The following is an 18,971-nucleotide window of genomic DNA, read 5'->3' on the forward strand; positions in this document are numbered from 1 at the left end:
CACGTAAGAAGCAAAGCTTCTAATTATTGAGTTATTTTAAAAACTACGTTTTTACACGCCAGCAAGCTATGCGTCTACCAGTCAAAAAGGTTGCACATTTGTAGACGTAGAGCTTGCTCACGTAAGAAGCAAGGCTTCTAATTATTGAGTTATTTTAAAAACTGCGTTTTTACACGCCAGCAAGCTATGCGTCTACCAGTCAGTAAATATGCACATTTGTAGACGTAGAGCTTGTTCACGTAAGAAGCAAGGCTTCTAATTATTGAGTTATTTAAAGGCTTCGCGTTTACATGTCAGCAAGTTGCACGTCTACCAGTTAATAAGGTTGCAAATTTTGTAGACGTAGAGCTTGCTCACGTGAGAAGCAAGGCTTCTAATTATTGAGTTATTTAAAGGCTTCGCGTTTACATGTTAAATTTTCACACTGCCACGCAATGCTTTATTTTGGCCGTGTTTGGTTTTTTTATCCATGCGTTTACGTTGAGAGTTTCGACTTGGCTTGGTGGCTCTTCGAGCCTTGTTTACTACTGTCGCGCTTAAAATAAGGTCTTTTAAACGTTTAAGTGCATCGTCTCGATTAAGCTCTTGTGTACGATGACTTTGCGCTTTAATGATTAACACGCCATCTTTAGTTATTCTAGAATCTTTTAAAGCGAGTAAGCGTTCTTTGTAAAAGTCAGGTAATTTAGAGCGGTTAATGTCAAAACGTAAATGTATAGCACTTGCTACCTTGTTAACATTTTGACCACCGGCACCCTGAGAGCGAATAGCGGTTAGCTCTAGCTCCCACTCATCAATTGTGACTGTATTTGAAATTGTTAACATTGTATTTAGCTCTCGTTGTTAAAAATGCATTATATCACCTGCACATAGACTTAGGGTGAATCAACTAAAATCCTAGTACTTTCGTTAACTTCCATGAATTGTACTGTAAAATTCGCTAATGTATTGTTTTGTGTTGGCACATGCAGGTATTTAGTTTCTAATTGAACTGCCCTATTTATTTAGGGCTTTATAAAATAGCCCCCGATAATAGGAAATACCCATATGAAAAAAATACTCGTATCACTTAGTTTGTTAGCAATGAGCTTCTCTGGTTTTGCAAAAGACATCACCGAAGGTGATTTACAAAGCTACATGAAAGCACTACCAGCGGTAACAAGCTGGGCGAGCGCTCAAGATTCTTTAAAAGGTATTGATTTAGGAAGCATGTTAGGTGCATCTGCTGATCAAACAACATCAGAGCAAAGTTCGTTAGCTAACAGTGCACTAAGTATGATTAAAGAGTACGACTTGTATAAAAGTTTTGAAGGTGTGACGAGTCGTTACGGTTTTACACCAGAGCAGCTAATTACTGTTGGTTCAGAAGTGTCTATGGCTTACATTGAAAACCTTAAGTCGGGTTTATCTGACGAAAACAAAGAAACCGCTAATAAATTAATGGGTGGTTTTCAAAGTATGAAAAGCGTTAAAGATAAAGGCGCTAGTTCGTTAATGGGGTCACTAGGCAATGCATCAAGTGCCGCTAAATCGAGTGAGCCAGTCGTTAGCGAAAGTAATCTTGAGCTTGTGAGTGAATACATGCCGCAACTTAAAAAGCTTTTCGCTCTTTTATAAGCTGTATTGCTTTATATAAAAAGGTGGCATTTGCCGCCTTTTTGGTTTCTACCTATATAATATCTTTTAATAACAGCAAGTGATTACAAAGTTTATGCTTTGCCTTACACCAAACTGCATAAATCTTTGATCAATTTAACGAATTAAATTGCACTATAACGTCGTTAAAAATTTTTTATTTAGAAAAACTAGATACAAAAATTTTTGCCTAGTTCTAGCGTAATTTTCTTAACGTTAAATAGACCCCATATATAAGCAGATTGGTATTAAGCGTTCTGCTCAGCCTAATTTAGCGAGTGCGTATCAGCTAGAAAATTATTTATAAATTAACGAACTAACTTGTTTGCATCTACACTTGTAACATGCTTATTTTTTTGGGTAATAACATGAAGCGATGGTATGTATTTATTAGTATATTATTGGTGAGTATCACGTATATTTCTTTATCTGCTTATGCAAAATCCAGCCAGACATTTAGTGCGGGGGTTATTGCTCAAGAGCAAATTTTTCCAATTAAAGAGTTACAACTTGGTTACTATGCTCGCTGTATTTTAGTTTCCGCACAAAAAGAAGATGCTTTTTATTCGGCTTGTTACTTAAAAAAACAGCCTCAATCCAATTGGCTTGCTGAATCGGCGGGTGCGCGTTGCGAAATAAAGTGCACAACGTATCTCGACAAAAATGGTCACTCACAAACGACATACTTTACAGCTCAATAATACTAATCTTATTTAAAGTATGCTTATTTCAAGCGCTAAATAGCACGCTCATTTAAGGCAATTTGTATAAGTCGTTCCAATGTTTTTTTATTGGTTTAGAGCTTTCGTTTATTTGCCGACTAGTTAAAGTGCTACATGCGCTCTGTGACTGTTGTATGTGTGGGCCTGAGAGTAATAAAAAATACTTTTTACCATTAGGGCGTGTTGACCTTTGTGGATTGAAATTTGTTCAATCTAGGGGCGATTTAATCGCGGCGCGAGGTTTGTAACCTAGTGGGCTCGGTAACTGCTCCTGCGTTACTCTAATGGCTTACATCCCTGTAAGAATAAGTAAAAACCGAGCAACAAAGAGTAAATTGCCCCTAGAAAGAACCCAAAGGGCAGCGCATGTTTGGTATCTATGCTGCGTTATCGCCTATTTATGGGGAACAACCACACACCACAGGCTCTGCCTTGCCTAAATACCAAACGTACTGCTGCAAAATTAATCACGAAAGGTCAACACGCCCTAATATTTCTGTTGATAGTGAACAATGGAAAATCAGCTTTTATCAATTGAGGTTTTATTGCTTTTTTAGAGGTGTACGCGGCGTATTGGCAAAAGTACAGCCCTTGCGTGTCCTTTTTTGCTCTCCCCATGCGCCTATCAGTTGCCAATCAGTGGATGCATATCGTCTAGCATCGACCATAAAACTGCCATGTAATGCAGGCGTTGAGTAGACATGGTTAATCGTTTTTTGCGCGTCTTGGGCGTTTGCATAAGGGCCTGTCACCAAGTAGTAACTGTCTCGGCTTTGATGTTTATATAATTTTAAAGGATGCGCTTGCCAGTCAACCTCTTTTGCTACTATTACTGCCGATTCAAACTTTTTAAATACACCAAGCTGAACAAAGTAAGATTTTTCTGATGGCTTATCAGCTAACTCTATTGAGTTTATTGTATTGTTTTTAGGTTGTAGAACGATATCTTTTAAAATAATAGTATCACCCGTTTTAGAGGTAATAACGCGCTCGGGTAAGTTTTTAGCAACGAGATTTTTTATATTTAATGTATTTGCTTCAACTTCAATTTTGTAACTTCCGTGGCTTACATCAGAAAAATAATAATATCCGTCGTATTCGGTAGTTGTTGTGTATTCTTTGTCGCCATTGGTCTGCTTTAAAAAAACGGTTACGCCTGAAACAGGTTTGCTTTTATCATTATTTGCAAAATAAACAGTCCCTTCTACTTCATTAAAAATAACCATTGGTACATTAACTTTAGTCTGACCCCCTCGGTGAGCGTAGGTTTTTATTTTTCCAAGTACAGGCTGCAAATATGGATTTGGTAAAGTGCGTAAATCGACCTCTAAAACTTGCCCGCCGTGACTGCTTGGCAGTAGTGTTTTGCCTGTATTGTTTGTGAATTTATTTCGCCATAAATAATTACCGGTAAAGCGTACGTCTTCTAATGCTTCATCACCTTGATCAAATATTCGATTTTCGTTCCAGTCAATAAAAGCAGATGCTTCAAGTTGTCCGCCGCTAAGAGCTCTTGGAGTGTCAAATACCATATCTAACTCAAGATGATCAAAGCTAAATGTGCCGTTTAAACCTAATGACACGCGCCAGTCTCCACGACTATCGTATTGACCTGAAACTTGAACATTAAAAATATCATAGCGGTAAGTATATTGATGGCTTAATTGCGTGGTCGCTGATGAGTTGGGGTTATACGACAATTGGGTTTGATTGAAGGAATCTTGTGTTTGCGGCCAACGTAAATTACTGCGCAGACTAATTAGGTCTCCCCCATTTATAGGCAGCCAATCAAGTGTATTTGTCCATTTCCAAGAAGCAATATCGATAGATGAATAAAGCTGATTGGTTAGCTTATCCTCTTGGTCATCATAAAAAAGGCGTCCAGCCCATGTGCCACCAATATGATTTTTATTGATACCAAATGAAAATGTATTTTTGTTTGATTTACTTTCACGGGTTTCGTTAAGCCATTTCATATTCCAATTTAAAGAGTCAAACGAATCAGAACGGTCATTTAAACTAACCGACAATCTATTTTTAAGTGCATTACTTTGTGGCAAAAACAATGCACTCGAAAAATCATCTAAGGCGGTATATTCTAAATTGACGTTGACATCGTTATAAAAATCGCTAGAGAATAACCCCCTGAAGCCTGCATAATAAGCATTGCCAGCATTAAGCTGTTTGGTAGATAAGAGTCGATAGCTGCCATGCTCGGTAAGTATATTTAACCCTGATGATATATAGCGAGTGTGCTCATCAGTACCTAGTTGAGTGATTTGCGCATCATAGGTTAAATTTTCACTGATCCCATATGAAACACTGGCTTTAAACGTGTCACTAAATTTATTTTGAGTGCTTTGCTTGTTATTAAATACGCTTTTATCTGTTTCAAGTAACTCAACTTGGTAGCTTATTTTTCCTGGTGCTAGAGCATCTTGCCCTATTGTATATTTTTGAGTGCGTGTGATTTGCTCACCTTGTGGGCCAAAGAGCTTTATTTCAAAAATATTATTGCCGTAAAATGTTTCTATATCGATAAACTTAACTAAGTTATCGTCATTTGCTTGTGTGGTCGCTAAAAATTGCCCATTGCGGTATAGCTCAGCTTGCCAGCCGGGTAAAGCGGGTTCTTCAATGGTGATTGATGAAAAATTTTGTGCTGAGCGTGGATCGGCATTTGAGATATAAATGCCCCGACCTTGGCTTGAAGCTGTTGTGAGTTGATCTGATTGAGATTGAATATCACCTAATTGGTAATGAATGCGTGCTAATGAATGATCTTCATCGGTTAAGCTAAAGTCTTTGCTAATTTTAAAAAACGTATTATCGCTGTTTTCATTTTTATTAAACCGAACCTCTGCTCGATGGTGAAATAAATCAAAATAGCTGTTGAGCCTAATTAAACCCTTATAACGTGCTTGCTTAGATGTGGCACTTGATGAAACCGTGTACTCAGAAATTGGGTATGTTAGTAAACGGTATTGATCTTCAATAAAGTGATCATATTGCGGGGCTATAGCCTGCTTATGTGTGACTGTTGTGCTTTTTTTATCATTTGTGGTGCTTAATAAATCACTCATAAAGGTGACTTGCATGAGCGAGTAATCAAATATTGAGTCGGTTTGTAAAAGCGTATTAATAACGGATAAGTCTACGTAGTAGTCGTAATCATCTTTAGCCCAAAAAAATGCTGTTGGTGTTACCGGTAGTTTTGTTAGCAAAGTTGAACTTAGCGTTAGCTCAGTTGCGTCAACTGTTGCAGTTAAGCTATTTTCGGTAACGCTAAAGTTAATGCCCATCGTTGATTTAAGAACACTTATTGGTAGCAACAGCTTATTTGATGGCGTGTAGTAAGCTTCTAAGTCGGATACAACCGATCGGCCATTTACTTTTACATTTACGATCACGAATGCCTCTTCATCAATAGGCCATTGATGAAGAGGCATTTGCTCATTAGCGAATAATGTTTGAGGCATAACAACACAGAGCAACAAACTAATTAACGCGCTATAACGCAAGGCGTTTAGCTTAAACACGTGCTATTGAATATTAACGGGTATTGCTAACTCAATATTGCCACCATATTGGGGGTTTTCTGTGTATTTAAGTGTCAGCGGACCGACAATAGGCTGTTGCAACGATATATAGACTTTACGACGCGATAAAGGCGTATAAACAGCTACGTTTGTTACTTCTCCGACAGGTAAGTTATTGCTATCTGTCAGTTCAAAGTTGCCATATAGCGAACGATTACCTGTTAGTGTTTGCCAAAACATAATAGTCGGTCGACCATTTTGGCTAATTAGCTGTGGGTTTATTAATTGTGAGTCAGCTTCTAACTGACCATGGCGAACAATAACCGGTACGCTGTAAGAAATTTTAGGGCGTATAGTTATACCTACGGCATTAGGATCGGGAGCTTCAGATGCAACTATTTTAAGTACTGCTCTGTATTCTCCTGCGGGTAATTCTGCTTTTTTTCGCACCGTCATTCTTATCGCTTGCATACCTTTTGGTGCAATAGAACCACGGCGTGGAGAAAATCGTAACATGCCAGCTGCAGATCGCCCTTCTACTTGCTTAGGCGTTGCATCGATTAGTGAGCCTTCTTCGGTCATATCTTTGTGCGTGAGACTAAGTTTGAAATCGAGATTTTTATCAGAAGTGTTTCTAATCATTAATGAATTATTTTTAGTACGTCCATCAAAATATAAACGATATTCAGATAAAGAAAGGTTTGCACTGCAAATTTGAGGCAATAGGAGGGTTAGGCAAAACGTTGCCCAACGAAAAAATTTAAAACTCATGAGACAACTCAACAACATGATAAAAAAAATGTGGAGCGTTATGCTCCACACAATTTATATTATTAATAACCGAGGGCTATAACAATATAATAAATAATATTACTGGAAAGATACATCAACCGTGTAATCTACAGCATAAAGATCGCCCGCTGTAAGATCGGCTGCTACAGTCATAGCGCCATAAACACCAATTACGATATCTGTTGCGCTTGCATCAGTAGTAAATGGAGAAGCAACAGTATTTGCAGTTGTTACAGATGTAGTACCATCAGTGGCAGTCGTTACTGGAGCAAAAGTAAGGTTTGCACTTGTGCTACCAGATACAGTGATGTTCATTGCTGAATTTGGAGCCAAACCAGAAACGGTTACGCCACCCAATTGAATGTTTGCATCTGAAGCGTCACAATCGCCTGTTACTGCACCGGCATTATCCATTGTACAAGTTGAACCCGTTGCTAAACGAATTTTACCAAAATGAACAGCGTTATCTTCTACAAAAGTTGGTTCGCTCCAGCCATTTACACTTGCTTGTAATGTTTCGCTAGATGCTAGTAAAGAAGTAGACGTCATTGCTAGTAAAGCAGTTGCTGCAAAAATTTTTTTATTCATAATTTATCCGTTTTTTAAATAATTATTATACTTACTACTACTTCCTTGTATTCCATATGCGGACTTAATTAGATAAGCGGCTGTAATCCATTAATGCTAACTTAACTTTAATGAATACAATATTCAATTTATTTGTTAACTAATTGTACTTATAGATCAGTTATTAATAGTAAAGTATTAACAAACGAATGTAAAAATGTTTCGTATCTATTTATTGACTCTGTTTTACGGAGTAATTTAAGGTTAGAAAGGAACTATTATTTTAACATTCTCGTGAACACTAAATAATGAGCTGCAAAAAAACATGCTTTGAATGAGGCATTTTGATTACTCAATATTATGCAGAACAATGAAAATGCACCTGTACTCAGCTTTTATTTAACAGTTTGAAATGCCCTATAGTGTAAGTATTGAGCTCACTCTTTCACTAATTTCTGGCAGCACCTCTTGTGCGAACCACGGGTTCTTTTTAAGCCAAATATTGTTGCGCGGACTTGGATGGGGGAGTACTAAATAGCTTGGCCAATACTCACGCCACGATTTTACTAACTGCGTTAATGGCTGTTTTTTAGTATGGGGTAAATGGTATGCCTGAGCATGCTTGCCAAGTATTATTGTTAGTTCAATATTTGGCAGTTGAGCTAATAATTTTTCGCGCCATGCGGATGCGCATTCTTTACGGGGCGGCAAGTCCCCCGACCTTCCTTTCCCTGGGTAGCAAAACCCCATAGGTAAAATTGCAATATTGTTTTCATTATAAAATTCATCATTTGTGAGGCCAAGCCATTCTCGTAGGCGATTTCCGCTTGCGTCGTTAAATGGAACCCCTGTTTCGTGAACTTTTATCCCTGGGGCTTGGCCTGCAATTAAAATACGTGCATTTGGGTTAAATTGTATTACAGGGCGAGCGCCTAAAGGCAAGTGAGGAGCACAGATCACGCATTTACTAACTTGTTCTAATAATTGGCGGGTATTCATGTTTATTTGGCCTTAAATGCTCAATATTTGTTCTAAATAGCCGTTTAGAACAAATGAGTTGGTAAAAAATCGGTTTATTTTAATTTAAACGGGCTTTAGTTAGTAAAATCGTGATCTTTAACCGCTACCAAGCTGTAAGCCTTTAAAAATCTATTGCTTATCAGCCCATACAGCAAATTCGTTGCCACTTGGCTCTGTAAAGTGAAAGCGGCAACCACCAGGAAACTCAAAAATGGGTTTTAAAATTTTACCTCCATGTAACTCTACTTTTTGATATGTGGCGTGAATGTCGTTACTATAAAAAACCAATAGTGCAGCGCCATTTTGAGTGAGCGATTTAAGCGGTGCGTAAAAAAAACCACCATCAAGCCCTTGGCCGCTAAACGCCGTATATTCAGGGCCGTAATCGGTAAATTGCCAATTAAATACACGGCTAAAAAAAGATTTAGTGGCTAATAAATCGCATGCAGGAAACTCAACATAATTTAGTTTTTCATTATTGTTCATCGTTATTAAAGCATTTATAAATTAATGGTAAACCACCTTAAACCTTAGTGGGCTGCTAATCAAATATCCCCTTTATATTTTAGATCAGTATTTTACTAAGTTTGAATCGTGAAAGCTTAAATGCTTCAAATGAGAATAACTATCTTTTGTATTTATAAGCTATATAATAGCGCCTAAATTTTTACTCTCTGTATTTAAGGGACTAACTCATTATGCAGGCACAATCGCTTAGTGCGCAGTTTTCACAAATTTTCAAACGTTCTTCTAGCTTTAACTACCAGTTTTTAGTGCTATCACGCTTTTTTATTGCCATTGTAGGCGGCTATTTTTTTACAGCAGCGAGCACGTCTTTGTTAAGTTTTTTATTACCACTGGCTAAATCGGATGCGGTGTTGCTATGTGTATCGTTAAGTATTTTGATTTATGCACTCGTTTTTATTTATGCATTTTATGTAAAATCTTTAAAAACAGTTTGGATCAGTATTTTACTAAGCACGGGGACACAAGTTAGTTTATTAGCTGCATTGAAGGACTGGCTATGAAGGACAGTTTTTTTCGGTCAATGACTTGGTTGCATACGTGGGTAGGGTTATTGGTATGTTGGTTACTCTATTTAATATTTTTTTCTGGAACACTTAGTTTTTTTAGAGACGAGATAAGCTTATGGAACCAACCAGCTATTCATAATGTGCAAACTCAGGCACAACGTATTGAAGCGCAACAACAGCAAATAATTACAGGGTTTGATTACTTAGCTACTCAAGGGGCTAATTCACAAAGCTGGCGTATTACGCTTCCAGAGTCGCGTATTCCTTATCTAGTATATGGCTATGCAAAACCAAAAGAGCCAGGCCAGCGCCGCAGTAAATTTGAAAACACCCAGTTAAACCCTAATACAATGCAAAAGCTTGAGCCATTTATAGAGACCAAAGGCGGTAACTTTTTTTATCGTCTACATTTTGATTTACATTACATTGATGTAATAACCGCGCGATGGCTTGTGTGCTTTGCAAGCTTATTTATGCTAATTGCGATTATATCGGGTGTAGTTATTCATAAACGTATTTTTAAAGATATGTTTAGTTTTAGACGCAATAAAGGCAGCCGCACATGGCTGGATGCTCATAATTTAAGTTCTGTGCTTGCCCTGCCTTTTCATTTAATGATTACCTACACTGGTATGATTACACTTATATTTATGTTGTTCCCCTACCCTGCGCAAACGACGTATGATAACGGCATGCGCGATTTTTTTAATGATGTAACGCCTCGCAATACCATTACAGATAAAGCCAAAGGCGGATCGGCAATGGTACCAATACAGCGTATTTTGGATCAGGTTTATACTAAGTGGCCAAATGCTGATATTACCCGTGTACAAGTGAGCAATCCTAATATGGCGTCATCAACAATCACAGTATTGGTCAGTTCAGGTAAAACACTCCGAGATCAAGCCCCACGTTTAATATTTAGTGGGGCCTCGGGAGAGCTCGTTGCTAAAACTGATGATGACTTAACAGCCAGTAAAGCACTTTACGAATCGTTGAACTCGCTTCATACCGGTCGTTTGGCCGATCCACTATTGCGGTGGCTCTATTTTTTAGGCGGTGTTGCTGGCTGCGTAATGATTGGCTCCGGTTGTATAATGTGGGCAAAGCGCATACGCGATCGTATGAAAGCCGATGCAAAACCGTCACTTGGTTTAAAGCTGGTTGAAGGATTAAACTTGGCTACATTAATGGGGTTACCATTGGCGACCTGCGCATTCTTTTTAGCTAACAGAATACTAAACCCAGAAATTACAGCACGTGCAGATAAAGAAGTTCTCGCATTTTTCTTAACGTGGTTAGCAGTTGCTGTTATTGCGTTATTAAAGCGTGGTAAAGGTCAGTGGCAAATTATGGCGGTTATAAATGGTATAGCGTGTTTAAGCGTACCTGTTGTGAATGCGCTTACCACCAACGACAATATAGTTAGTTATTTACTGCACAAACAGTGGGCTTTATTTACTTTTGATGCACTATTTTTACTATTTAGTATATTGTTTTTTATACAAACCGAAAAATTACGTACTCATAAACAACCTACAAAGCGAAGCAATCACATTGTAAATAAAAAGCGAAAGGATCAAAATATATGATTGATTTATTACTTTTTAGCCTTTGTTTGTTTGCTTTTAACTGTTTTGCATTGGCTAAATTCAATCATTTTAAAGATGTATTTAAAAAACGCCCCACTGAGTTACAGAGTAAAAAGCTGTTACTCATCGCTTGGATCAGTATTTTACTAAGTTTAGTGTTTTGTGTAGTAACGCAAGGAAGCTACGGGGCTTTGTTGTTTTGTGGATTCATGAGCTTGAGTGTATTGATTATAATGGTTTTTTATAATTTTTTAGTAGGCTACGTAAAGTTGTTTAGTGTTTTAAATAGCGTATTAGTTGTACTAAGCGGGTTGTATTTAGCGTTAAACTAGCCTTAGTTAGTAAAAACGTGATCCGTTATTTTTCCACATATTAGGCAAAAAAAATGGCAAGCTATATAGCTTGCCAACAATAGGGGATATTTAGTGTTTCCAATACTTGCTGTCTCACGGCAAGTACACAATATAACCATAATATATTTAAGTTACTTTACAGTTAGGTAACTCTTTTATTAATACTTTAAAAGCGTCTACAACTCACTGTAAACTCCCTTTACATAGTAGGGTCTGTTGACCTTTCAGGATTGAAATTCGTTCTATCTAGGGGGCGATTTAATTGCGGCGCGAGGTTTGTAACCTAGTGGGCTCGGTAACTGCTCCTGCGTTACTCTAATGGCTTACATCCTTGTAAGAATAAATAAAAACCGAGCAACAAAGAGTAAATTCCCCCTAGGCAGAACCCTTCGGGCTGAGGGATCCCCACTTTATCCAGCGGCCTCTTTTTGATAATTAGAAATAAAGTTTTTTAAACTTTTTTCTATATAGCTTTGTGTAATACGTCTCTTACATAGCTTTATGACTTGCTTGGCTAATGCATGTTTAAAGTACTTATGGCAAACTGATGTGTCAGGCATAGCAGTTGTGACTTATGTGGGTTGTGGTGATTTACATAAGATCATAAATTGCTGTGCCTGTCACGTTTTGGGGATTCGTCAGCCCTTCGGGCAGCGCATGTTTGGCATTTATGCTGCGTTATCGCCTATTTATGGGGAATACCACACTATATAGGCTCTGCCTTGCCTAAATACCAAGCAGTCTGCTGCAAATTCAGCCTCGAAAGATAAACAGACCCTAATGATTTACCCAAATTATTTTATCGGTAGCAAACCCTAGCTCTTTAGCTTTAGTTAAAAAGTGCTTTTTAAGTTTTTTGCTAACCGTTGGTGTACGCGACAAAAACCACAAGTAATCTTTGTTGTAACTGGTTATAAATGCATATTGATAATCGGGTTGGTCAAGCTCAAAAATCACGTAAGCGCCATAAAATGGACCAAAAAACGAGACTTTAAAATGTCCAGTGTCAGTGCCCTCAACAAACTTGGCTAAGCCTTCAGCGTCATCCCATTTTTTATCATCCGTTAAATACCCTTTGTTAAGGACCTTTACTGTGCCGTCGTCGTTAATTGAATAAGTCGCGGTAACTTGCTCCATACCTTCTTCGAATGAGTGATTAAGACGCGCTATTTCAAACCATTTGCCTTTATATTTTTGTATATCAAAGTTTTTAACGGGTGTTATTCCCTCAGGAGGGCTGGTGCAGGCACTAAGAAAAAACAACCCCGTAATAAGTAAACCGTATTTTATAGCCTTCATGTAAGCTCCTTTTTTAATTACATAAATCGTACGTATTATCTAAATATAGATGGATATAAAGTTTGCTAGCCGATTAAAAAAATTTGCTATAGGATCATATTAATTCTAAAGCAATAAAAATGACCATAGCATGAAAATTTGGGTAGATGCAGACGCGTGTCCTGTTGTTATAAAAGAAATACTTTTTAGAGCTGCAGAGCGTATGAAAATCGAGACTATTTTAGTGGCTAATCACGCAATGCGTATTCCGCCGTCAAAATACATAAGCCGCGTTCAAGTATCGTCGGGATTTGATGTAGCCGACGACGAAATAGTAAAACGTGTTGAAAAAGGTGATTTAGTTATTACAGGCGATATTCCGCTAGCAAGTGAAGTAATTTATAACGGCGGGCAAGCGCTTAATCCACGTGGCGAGCTTTATACCACTGAGAATATCCGCTCAATACTTAACGTGCGCGACTTTATGGATACCATGCGCTCAAGTGGCGTAGAAATGAGTGGTGGGCCGCCGCCACTTAGCCAAACCGACCGTCAAAACTTTGCAAATAACCTCGACCGTATTTTAGCGCAAAACAAGGCTAACTAACTTGAACACACAATTAGTTGGCTTAGGTGATACGCAATTTAGCGTGGCTGTATACATAGCAAAAGCGCCGCCAATGCCGTTTTTTGAAACCCTTAAATGCCTTGAGCCGGTCCAAAATGAACAAATAGATACCATAAACCAGCACTGTGGTAATGGTTGGCGCAAGGTATTTAACGTCTACGCCAAAGTGTTGTTCGCTCTGCCAAGTGAGCATTACTCATTTGCCAAACAAGCATCTACTTGGCAACAATATCGCGATGAGTATTTACTACAAAAAAACAGTAAAACCGCCCTGCTATTTAGCGCGCCGAACATTACTAGTACTTGTGCAGATAAAGCTCCTAGTAATAAAAATCAGCTACACATAATTGCCGGTCGTACGCACGCTAAAAACTTATTACAACAAGGTAAGTTACATGCACACTTTGATTGGCTTGACGATGAGTTTGCAATAGACACCAGTAACAACATTATTGTGTGCCCGTATTTTGATTACAGGCAACTAAGTAATATAAAAATAGCGAGATTAAGCGAGCTAGTCGCGCAGCTAAAAGTCACTAAATAATATATTGTAGGGAACGACCATGGCCGGAATTTTAGAGTTAAACGAATTATTAAAATCAATGCAGCCAGCGCTTAAGCAAGGCGAGTATATTTTTTGTTGCTTAGTAGGAAAATTGGCTGATTATGTTCACTTAGAGCCACTGGCCACTTACGTTGAAGAAGAAGGGCTAACCCTTATTTTGAAAGCTGAAACCGCCGATAAAGCAGGTATTACTTACGAGGGTAAATATAATTTAATTACCCTTAACGTACATTCAAGCTTAGAGGCCGTTGGGTTAACGGCTGCGGTATCTGCAAAGCTAACTGAGCATGGCATTAGCGCTAATGTGGTAGCTGCGTTTTATCACGACCATATTTTTGTGCAAACAGATAAAGCACAAGCTGCGTTGGATGCGCTAAAAGAGATTAGGCCGTGTTGACCTTTCATGATTTATTTTGCAGCAGACTGTTTGGCATTAATGCTACGTTATCGTCTATTTATGGGGAATAACTACATCCTAATGAAGAGACAACTAAGTAATTGAATCAATAAATAAACTCGGATATGGTTTAGCTATAAGAAAAATAGTTTTAAAATTAGTTAAGTTTAAAAGGCTCTTTAATGTTTATAAGAAAAGTTTGCTCAATGGATCTATATTCCATTAGAACTGTATGTACTGATGCATTTATGAGCTCTGTGGCACCTACACTTCAAGCTGAAGGTATTAAGACGTTTCAAAGCATTATATCTTTAGAAAATTTAGAAGCTCGTATGGCGGCAGACAATGAAATGTGTGTTTACGAAAGTAATAGCAAGGTAGTTGGGTTTATAGAGCTCAAAGCTGGTCGTCACATTGCGATGCTTTTTGTTGCACCTAGTTGTCAAAAAAAGGGGATCGGTAAATCGTTGATTTTAAGAGTGCTTGCACATGCTAGAAGTGACACAATAACAGTAAGTGCCTCTTTAACTTCGGTACAAGCTTATCTTAATTATGGGTTCGAGTGTGTAGGTAATATTTCTGAATCTGCGGGACTAATATATCAGCCTATGCAAATAAAGCTTAATAAATTAAACCGCATGAAATAGTAAAGTAATATGCAGTGCTCAGTACTGGAGGGCGTTCAAGATTCAATCTCTCACTAGGTTGTATTTTAAGTGCTTAATGGATTACTGAGCTCTTAGTAACCTTAAATAAAATGGCTAATACTATTATATACCAGCCGTTTTATTGATGATTAGGTTTGGTGTACAATATTTATTGTCTACAGGTTCAAGCGTTATTTTTTTGCCTGCGTTTATGACTACACATTGCGTACTGTTATCGAGTTTTTGTTTTTGAATAACAGTAAACTCCCCTTCTTTAGCTGCATATAATTTATATTCGTATGCTGTGTTACCGCCTTCAAATAGAGCAGTAAACAAACCTCCAACTAGGCCACCGATGATTGCACCACCCACCATGTCTTCAGTGTTACCATCTAAGCCATCAACAAAACCAAACCCTGCCCCAGCAGCAATACCAGTTCCTACCTCTGATGAAAGAGTTACTTTTTGGACTGATTGCAGTGATGCATAGTAGCGCTTAACGATATGATTTTGATTGTTGCGGTCAACACCTTGTGAAGCACAACCGGTTAGCAGTAATACAGCGATTAAATATTTTTTCATGTTGAGTTCCTTTTGATCATTTTAATAGGGAAATAATAAGCATTAGAGCATAAAAAATATGTGGGAACTTTGTTTGTAGCTGTCAGAAACTGTAAAAGTATGTAGTGAAATTAAACATACTCTTTTTTACTCAACAACTAGCTTTGATACCACCCATTTATGAAGCGGATTTTTACTGTAACGCGGGTGCCATGCGGCTATTACGTCAAACGGGGCTGGTAACTGTTGCAAATCAATTTTTACCAGCTCTGAGCTTACTGCGCGTGTGGGTAAGAATGCGATGGAGTCTGTAGTTTCTAGATACATCGGCACGATAGAAAAACATGGTGCCGATATAACAACATTGCGTGTTAAATCAAAGCTTTTAAACCAATCGTCAATAGAGCCTTTAAAATTTGGACGCGAAGGTGAGGCAATAATGCTTGGATAGCTGGCTATTTGTGCAAGGGTTGGCCTAGTCCCTGCTATTGATGAATTCGGCGAGGTAACGCAAATATGTTGTTCTTCAAATAGCTTAACAATGGGGTAAGTACTTGGAATGTAGTCAGGGAAAGCTATTGCTAAATCGACTTTACCGTTTTCCATTAAATCGTGCAGACTGTCGAGTTCAAAGTCTCTTATTATTAGCTTTAAATTGGGCGCTTGTTCTCTTAGCTCTTTTACAAGTGCAGGCAAAACAACTTGTTGTGCGTAATCAGTAGCGGCTATTACAAACGCACCGTTAACCGTTTTTGAGTCAAATATTTTAGGTGCCAATAATGCCTGAAAGTCGTTTAGCAGCTTGTCTATATCTACTGATAGCTCCTCAGCATAGGGCGTAGGCACAAAACCAGTTGTTTTTCTTAAAAACAACTGGTCGTTAAACACATCACGTAGCTTTTTAAGTTGCTCACTCACTGCTTGCTGGGTTAAGCCCAACTTACTCGCCGCTTTTGATGCGTTTTTTTCGCGAATGAGCGCTTGGAAAATACGCAGCTGTTTTATATCTAGCCTGTCTAACTTACTCATGGTAATGCCCTTGTTGTTTAAGCATGATTAACGTATTACATTACCAATTATTTTTGTACCACTTACATGAAATGGTTGTTTTTAGTTGTTGAGATACCCCCTTACTATGCCCCTACACAATGAATCGAATGATTGGATAAAACAATGAAAACAGTAATTTTAATAGGCACACAAGGCAAAATGGGTCAAGCGGCATTAACTGGTTTATCTAAGCACAAAGTAATTACCGCAGGTCGCTCTGGCGATGTAGATCATATTGTTGATATTACCAGTGAGCAGTCAATTGCTGAACTGTATAAAAAGGTAGGCTATTTTGATGCCGTAGTTAATACAGTGGGTTTATGTGAGTACGAAACGTTTGCAGATATGAGCGAAGCCCAGTGGATGAGCACTATTATGAGTAAAATGATGGGGCAAATTAACCTTGTACGCATAGGCCAAAAGTACATTGCTGATGGCGGTTCATTTACGTTAATTAGCGGTATTTTAAACGTTAAGCCTATTCCGTTTGCGATTGCTGATGCAACAACTAGCGGTGCAATAGATACCTTTGTTAGATGTGTATCACTAGAAATGTCTCGTGGCACACGTATTAACGTGGTTAACCCTACCGTACTAGAAGAAGCATGGGGCGTTTACGGTGAAATGATGCCAGGTTTTCAGCCAGTACCAGGTAAACTTGTAGGTAAAGCGTTTGAGCGTTCGGTTGATGGCTTTATCTCTGGTGAAGTTATTTTTGTAGACGCATAACGGCCCATACCTAAAGTCTAATTAGTAGTCTGTTATTGAGAGAAATCTAATGAAAAGTCATGTACTGATATTAATACTAACTACTATCGCTCTTTCTGGCTGCAGTAGCGTGCCAGTAAGTAGTGTAAATAGTACTGTTGAAAGCCCTGCTGGTACAAAAAAAACGTGTAAAAGGGTACCTAGGCATAAAACACATATTAAGCTTTGTAGGCCAGAAACCAAGCTTAATTGATATATGTTACAGGCCGAATAGTTTGTTATTCGGCCATATTATTTTAAGCTATGTAATGTAATTAGATTTAATTAAACAACCATAATAAGTTAAAGTTTGAACTGGCTGCAAATTTTAATCAGTAAAACTTATTTTTGTAAGAAATTTGAGTGTTAATGATTAAATCACTCATAACTGAGGTTGTGAACTTAGCTCAGCCACTGAGTGATTTTTTTGATAATTAAAATTGATTAAACAATCGATTCAACAATTTTTAATGCTTTAAGCTCGTTTTCATCGGTAATGCCATCAGCTTCAATCACTTGTTTGAGAAGTTCTAATACAAATACCCTCATTGGTTGATCAATAATATGTGTCATCCGATGTTGAATAAATGAATCTATTTCACCGCTCTGCACGGCTAAAACACATTTCCTAGTCATATCTACCATATAATTATCAAGCTCAATAGCTGAGTTCCACTCTATCTTATGTGCCCATGCTTCAACTACATTTAGCTCTTCATCAGCAATAGATCCATCCACGGTAACAAAAAGCAAAGCAAGATCTAGAAGTGATTCTTTTTGTAGTTGTTCGACACAGATACCCATATCAAAATTATTTAATAATTGCTCAAATTTCATAACGGTCCTTTGATAAAATAAAGATAGAGTATTTGAGCTTATACCAAACCACTTTAAAAAGTAACCAAATAGGCTTCACTAATTAGGTGTGTTCGACTTGAGACGGCTGAACTTTTAATTGAGCTTGTCGCTGTGAGTGTGGTTTTTTAGGCAAGGCATAACTTACTTTACAGACTATTATTAACTGCAAATAGCGCTTTCATTATATATTTCACCTACAAACGCGGTGCTGGCTTGTAGTGAAATTTATACAAAAACACCGAGCTAATTTGCTCGGTGTTTAATTATTTTTAACAGCGGGTGCTGATTTAGCTTGTTTGGCCTTGTATAAACTTAAACAACATACCCACTAAAACCTAGCGCTTTAAAATACAGCTTTGGAATACCAAATTTGCACTCATTTAGCAGTTCGCTAAAGCGCATTCTATCAAGCGGGTAAAACTCGCTTTCTAGGTTGTGCCCCATTTGTGTTTGCCCTGCTGCTGTTAAACCAAGCTGCGCGCATGTTGTAAGTTGTGCTTCGCGCTCAAATGAAGTTTCGGGGCGCATTAAATCGGCAATATATAGGTTCGCGTCTTTTTTAAGGCTTCCTTTAATTGCTTTTAATAACTCTTTTTTATCGCCGTTATCTTCTAAAAAATGCATAACGAGTAAACATAAAACGGCATCAGCTTGTGTGTTTAACGTCTCAACTGAACCGCTATGAATAGTCACTCGGTTTGTTATGCCTTGCTCGTCAAAGCGTTGTTTTGCGATCGCCAGCATATCAGCAGATAAATCTTGCGCGGTAAATTGCCACGTAGGGTTCTGGGAGGCCAGTGTCAAAATTTCTTTGCCAGTGCCTGCCCCTACTACTAAAACATGTGCATTGTCGCTCAGCGTTGCTTGTAATTGTGCATTAGTAAGTTGATGTAATAGCTCGTAACCAGGTACTAAACGGGTAATGCGGCTATCGTACTGAGTTGCTTCTTCGCCTGTAAATGTTGGCACTTTAAACTCCTACTAAT

Annotated in this window: 21 protein-coding genes; 10 read left to right on the plus strand and 11 right to left on the minus strand. The window is 38.1% G+C overall.

Going from position 1 to position 18,971, the window contains the following annotated elements:
* Positions 1-411 precede the first annotated feature (411 nt).
* Positions 412-825 carry an alternative ribosome rescue aminoacyl-tRNA hydrolase ArfB gene (gene arfB, locus ACJJVZ_RS00240; protein WP_007376712.1) on the minus strand — a complete coding sequence of 138 codons (414 nt, stop codon included), beginning with the start codon at positions 823-825 and terminating at the stop codon, positions 412-414.
* 222 nt (positions 826-1,047) lie between these two features.
* On the opposite strand from arfB, the gene ACJJVZ_RS00245 reads away from it, so the two are divergent.
* Positions 1,048-1,617 carry a short-chain dehydrogenase gene (locus tag ACJJVZ_RS00245; RefSeq protein WP_138585912.1) on the plus strand — a complete coding sequence of 190 codons (570 nt, stop codon included), beginning with the start codon at positions 1,048-1,050 and terminating at the stop codon, positions 1,615-1,617.
* Positions 1,618-2,003: 386 nt separating this feature from the next.
* Positions 2,004-2,336 carry a hypothetical protein gene (locus ACJJVZ_RS00250; RefSeq protein ID WP_077538786.1) on the plus strand — a complete coding sequence of 111 codons (333 nt, stop codon included), beginning with the start codon at positions 2,004-2,006 and terminating at the stop codon, positions 2,334-2,336.
* Between the two features lie 563 nt (positions 2,337-2,899).
* On the opposite strand, the gene ACJJVZ_RS00255 is transcribed toward ACJJVZ_RS00250, so the two are convergent.
* From ACJJVZ_RS00255 to ACJJVZ_RS00275, 5 genes are all read right to left on the minus strand, one after another.
* Positions 2,900-5,836: an SdrD B-like domain-containing protein gene (locus ACJJVZ_RS00255; RefSeq protein ID WP_405597095.1), complete on the minus strand. Its 2,937-nt coding sequence runs from the start codon at positions 5,834-5,836 to the stop codon at positions 2,900-2,902.
* Between the two features lie 63 nt (positions 5,837-5,899).
* The gene (locus tag ACJJVZ_RS00260; protein ID WP_405597097.1) at positions 5,900-6,667 is read right to left on the minus strand and encodes a hypothetical protein; all 768 of its coding nucleotides are present in this window, start codon (positions 6,665-6,667) and stop codon (positions 5,900-5,902) included.
* A gap of 99 nt (positions 6,668-6,766) precedes the next feature.
* Positions 6,767-7,276 (minus strand): hypothetical protein, encoded by a 510-nt coding sequence (locus ACJJVZ_RS00265; protein WP_077535386.1) that lies wholly within the window; start codon positions 7,274-7,276, stop codon positions 6,767-6,769.
* A 396-nt stretch (positions 7,277-7,672) separates the two neighbouring features.
* On the minus strand, positions 7,673-8,254 hold the full coding sequence (locus ACJJVZ_RS00270; RefSeq protein ID WP_405597100.1) for a uracil-DNA glycosylase family protein: 582 nt from the start codon (positions 8,252-8,254) through the stop codon (positions 7,673-7,675).
* 150 nt (positions 8,255-8,404) lie between these two features.
* On the minus strand, positions 8,405-8,761 hold the full coding sequence (locus tag ACJJVZ_RS00275) for a VOC family protein (RefSeq protein WP_405597103.1): 357 nt from the start codon (positions 8,759-8,761) through the stop codon (positions 8,405-8,407).
* Positions 8,762-8,973: 212 nt separating this feature from the next.
* On the opposite strand from ACJJVZ_RS00275, the gene ACJJVZ_RS00280 reads away from it, so the two are divergent.
* From ACJJVZ_RS00280 to ACJJVZ_RS00290, 3 genes are read left to right on the plus strand one after another with little or no spacing between them, the layout of a single operon-like run.
* Positions 8,974-9,303: a hypothetical protein gene (locus ACJJVZ_RS00280; RefSeq protein ID WP_405597105.1), complete on the plus strand. Its 330-nt coding sequence runs from the start codon at positions 8,974-8,976 to the stop codon at positions 9,301-9,303.
* On the plus strand, positions 9,300-10,901 hold the full coding sequence (locus ACJJVZ_RS00285; RefSeq protein WP_405597107.1) for a PepSY-associated TM helix domain-containing protein: 1,602 nt from the start codon (positions 9,300-9,302) through the stop codon (positions 10,899-10,901). Before ACJJVZ_RS00280 ends, ACJJVZ_RS00285 begins: the two co-directional genes overlap by 4 nt.
* Positions 10,898-11,233 (plus strand): DUF3325 domain-containing protein, encoded by a 336-nt coding sequence (locus ACJJVZ_RS00290; protein WP_273050420.1) that lies wholly within the window; start codon positions 10,898-10,900, stop codon positions 11,231-11,233. The genes ACJJVZ_RS00285 and ACJJVZ_RS00290 overlap by 4 nt, the downstream gene beginning before the upstream one ends.
* A 798-nt stretch (positions 11,234-12,031) precedes the next feature.
* Here ACJJVZ_RS00290 and ACJJVZ_RS00295 read toward each other — a convergent pair.
* Positions 12,032-12,553, minus strand: a complete 522-nt coding sequence (locus ACJJVZ_RS00295; protein ID WP_282131365.1) for a lipocalin family protein — start codon at positions 12,551-12,553, stop codon at positions 12,032-12,034.
* A 130-nt stretch (positions 12,554-12,683) separates the two neighbouring features.
* On the opposite strand from ACJJVZ_RS00295, the gene ACJJVZ_RS00300 reads away from it, so the two are divergent.
* The 4 genes from ACJJVZ_RS00300 to ACJJVZ_RS00315 all read left to right on the plus strand — a co-directional run bounded on the left by ACJJVZ_RS00300 (position 12,684) and on the right by ACJJVZ_RS00315 (position 14,769).
* A complete protein-coding gene (locus tag ACJJVZ_RS00300; protein WP_405597110.1) occupies positions 12,684-13,139 on the plus strand; it encodes a YaiI/YqxD family protein in 456 nt (151 codons plus the stop codon).
* Position 13,140: 1 nt separating this feature from the next.
* A complete protein-coding gene (locus ACJJVZ_RS00305) occupies positions 13,141-13,704 on the plus strand; it encodes a DUF6942 family protein (RefSeq protein ID WP_405597112.1) in 564 nt (187 codons plus the stop codon).
* 19 nt (positions 13,705-13,723) lie between these two features.
* A complete protein-coding gene (locus tag ACJJVZ_RS00310; protein WP_405597114.1) occupies positions 13,724-14,122 on the plus strand; it encodes an ACT domain-containing protein in 399 nt (132 codons plus the stop codon).
* 206 nt (positions 14,123-14,328) lie between these two features.
* Positions 14,329-14,769, plus strand: coding sequence for a GNAT family N-acetyltransferase (locus ACJJVZ_RS00315; protein WP_226894574.1), 441 nt, complete (start codon positions 14,329-14,331; stop codon positions 14,767-14,769).
* A 123-nt stretch (positions 14,770-14,892) separates the two neighbouring features.
* Here ACJJVZ_RS00315 and ACJJVZ_RS00320 read toward each other — a convergent pair whose 3' ends face one another.
* Together ACJJVZ_RS00320 and ACJJVZ_RS00325 are read right to left on the minus strand one after the other, a co-directional pair.
* Positions 14,893-15,351: a hypothetical protein gene (locus tag ACJJVZ_RS00320; RefSeq protein WP_193156784.1), complete on the minus strand. Its 459-nt coding sequence runs from the start codon at positions 15,349-15,351 to the stop codon at positions 14,893-14,895.
* Between the two features lie 126 nt (positions 15,352-15,477).
* On the minus strand, positions 15,478-16,359 hold the full coding sequence (locus tag ACJJVZ_RS00325; protein ID WP_193156785.1) for a LysR family transcriptional regulator: 882 nt from the start codon (positions 16,357-16,359) through the stop codon (positions 15,478-15,480).
* Between the two features lie 144 nt (positions 16,360-16,503).
* On the opposite strand from ACJJVZ_RS00325, the gene ACJJVZ_RS00330 reads away from it, so the two are divergent.
* Complete coding sequence (locus ACJJVZ_RS00330; RefSeq protein ID WP_405597117.1) at positions 16,504-17,109, plus strand: short chain dehydrogenase; 606 nt, start codon at positions 16,504-16,506, stop codon at positions 17,107-17,109.
* 462 nt (positions 17,110-17,571) lie between these two features.
* Here the strand turns inward: ACJJVZ_RS00330 and ACJJVZ_RS00335 are convergent, their stop codons facing one another.
* Positions 17,572-17,964 (minus strand): hypothetical protein, encoded by a 393-nt coding sequence (locus ACJJVZ_RS00335; RefSeq protein ID WP_193156787.1) that lies wholly within the window; start codon positions 17,962-17,964, stop codon positions 17,572-17,574.
* A 333-nt stretch (positions 17,965-18,297) separates the two neighbouring features.
* Positions 18,298-18,954 (minus strand): class I SAM-dependent methyltransferase, encoded by a 657-nt coding sequence (locus ACJJVZ_RS00340; protein ID WP_405597120.1) that lies wholly within the window; start codon positions 18,952-18,954, stop codon positions 18,298-18,300.
* Positions 18,955-18,971: the final 17 nt, after the last annotated feature.

Origin of the sequence: Pseudoalteromonas sp. Ld19 (assembly GCF_045064135.1) — a bacterium.
GTDB lineage: Bacteria > Pseudomonadota > Gammaproteobacteria > Enterobacterales > Alteromonadaceae > Pseudoalteromonas > Pseudoalteromonas aliena.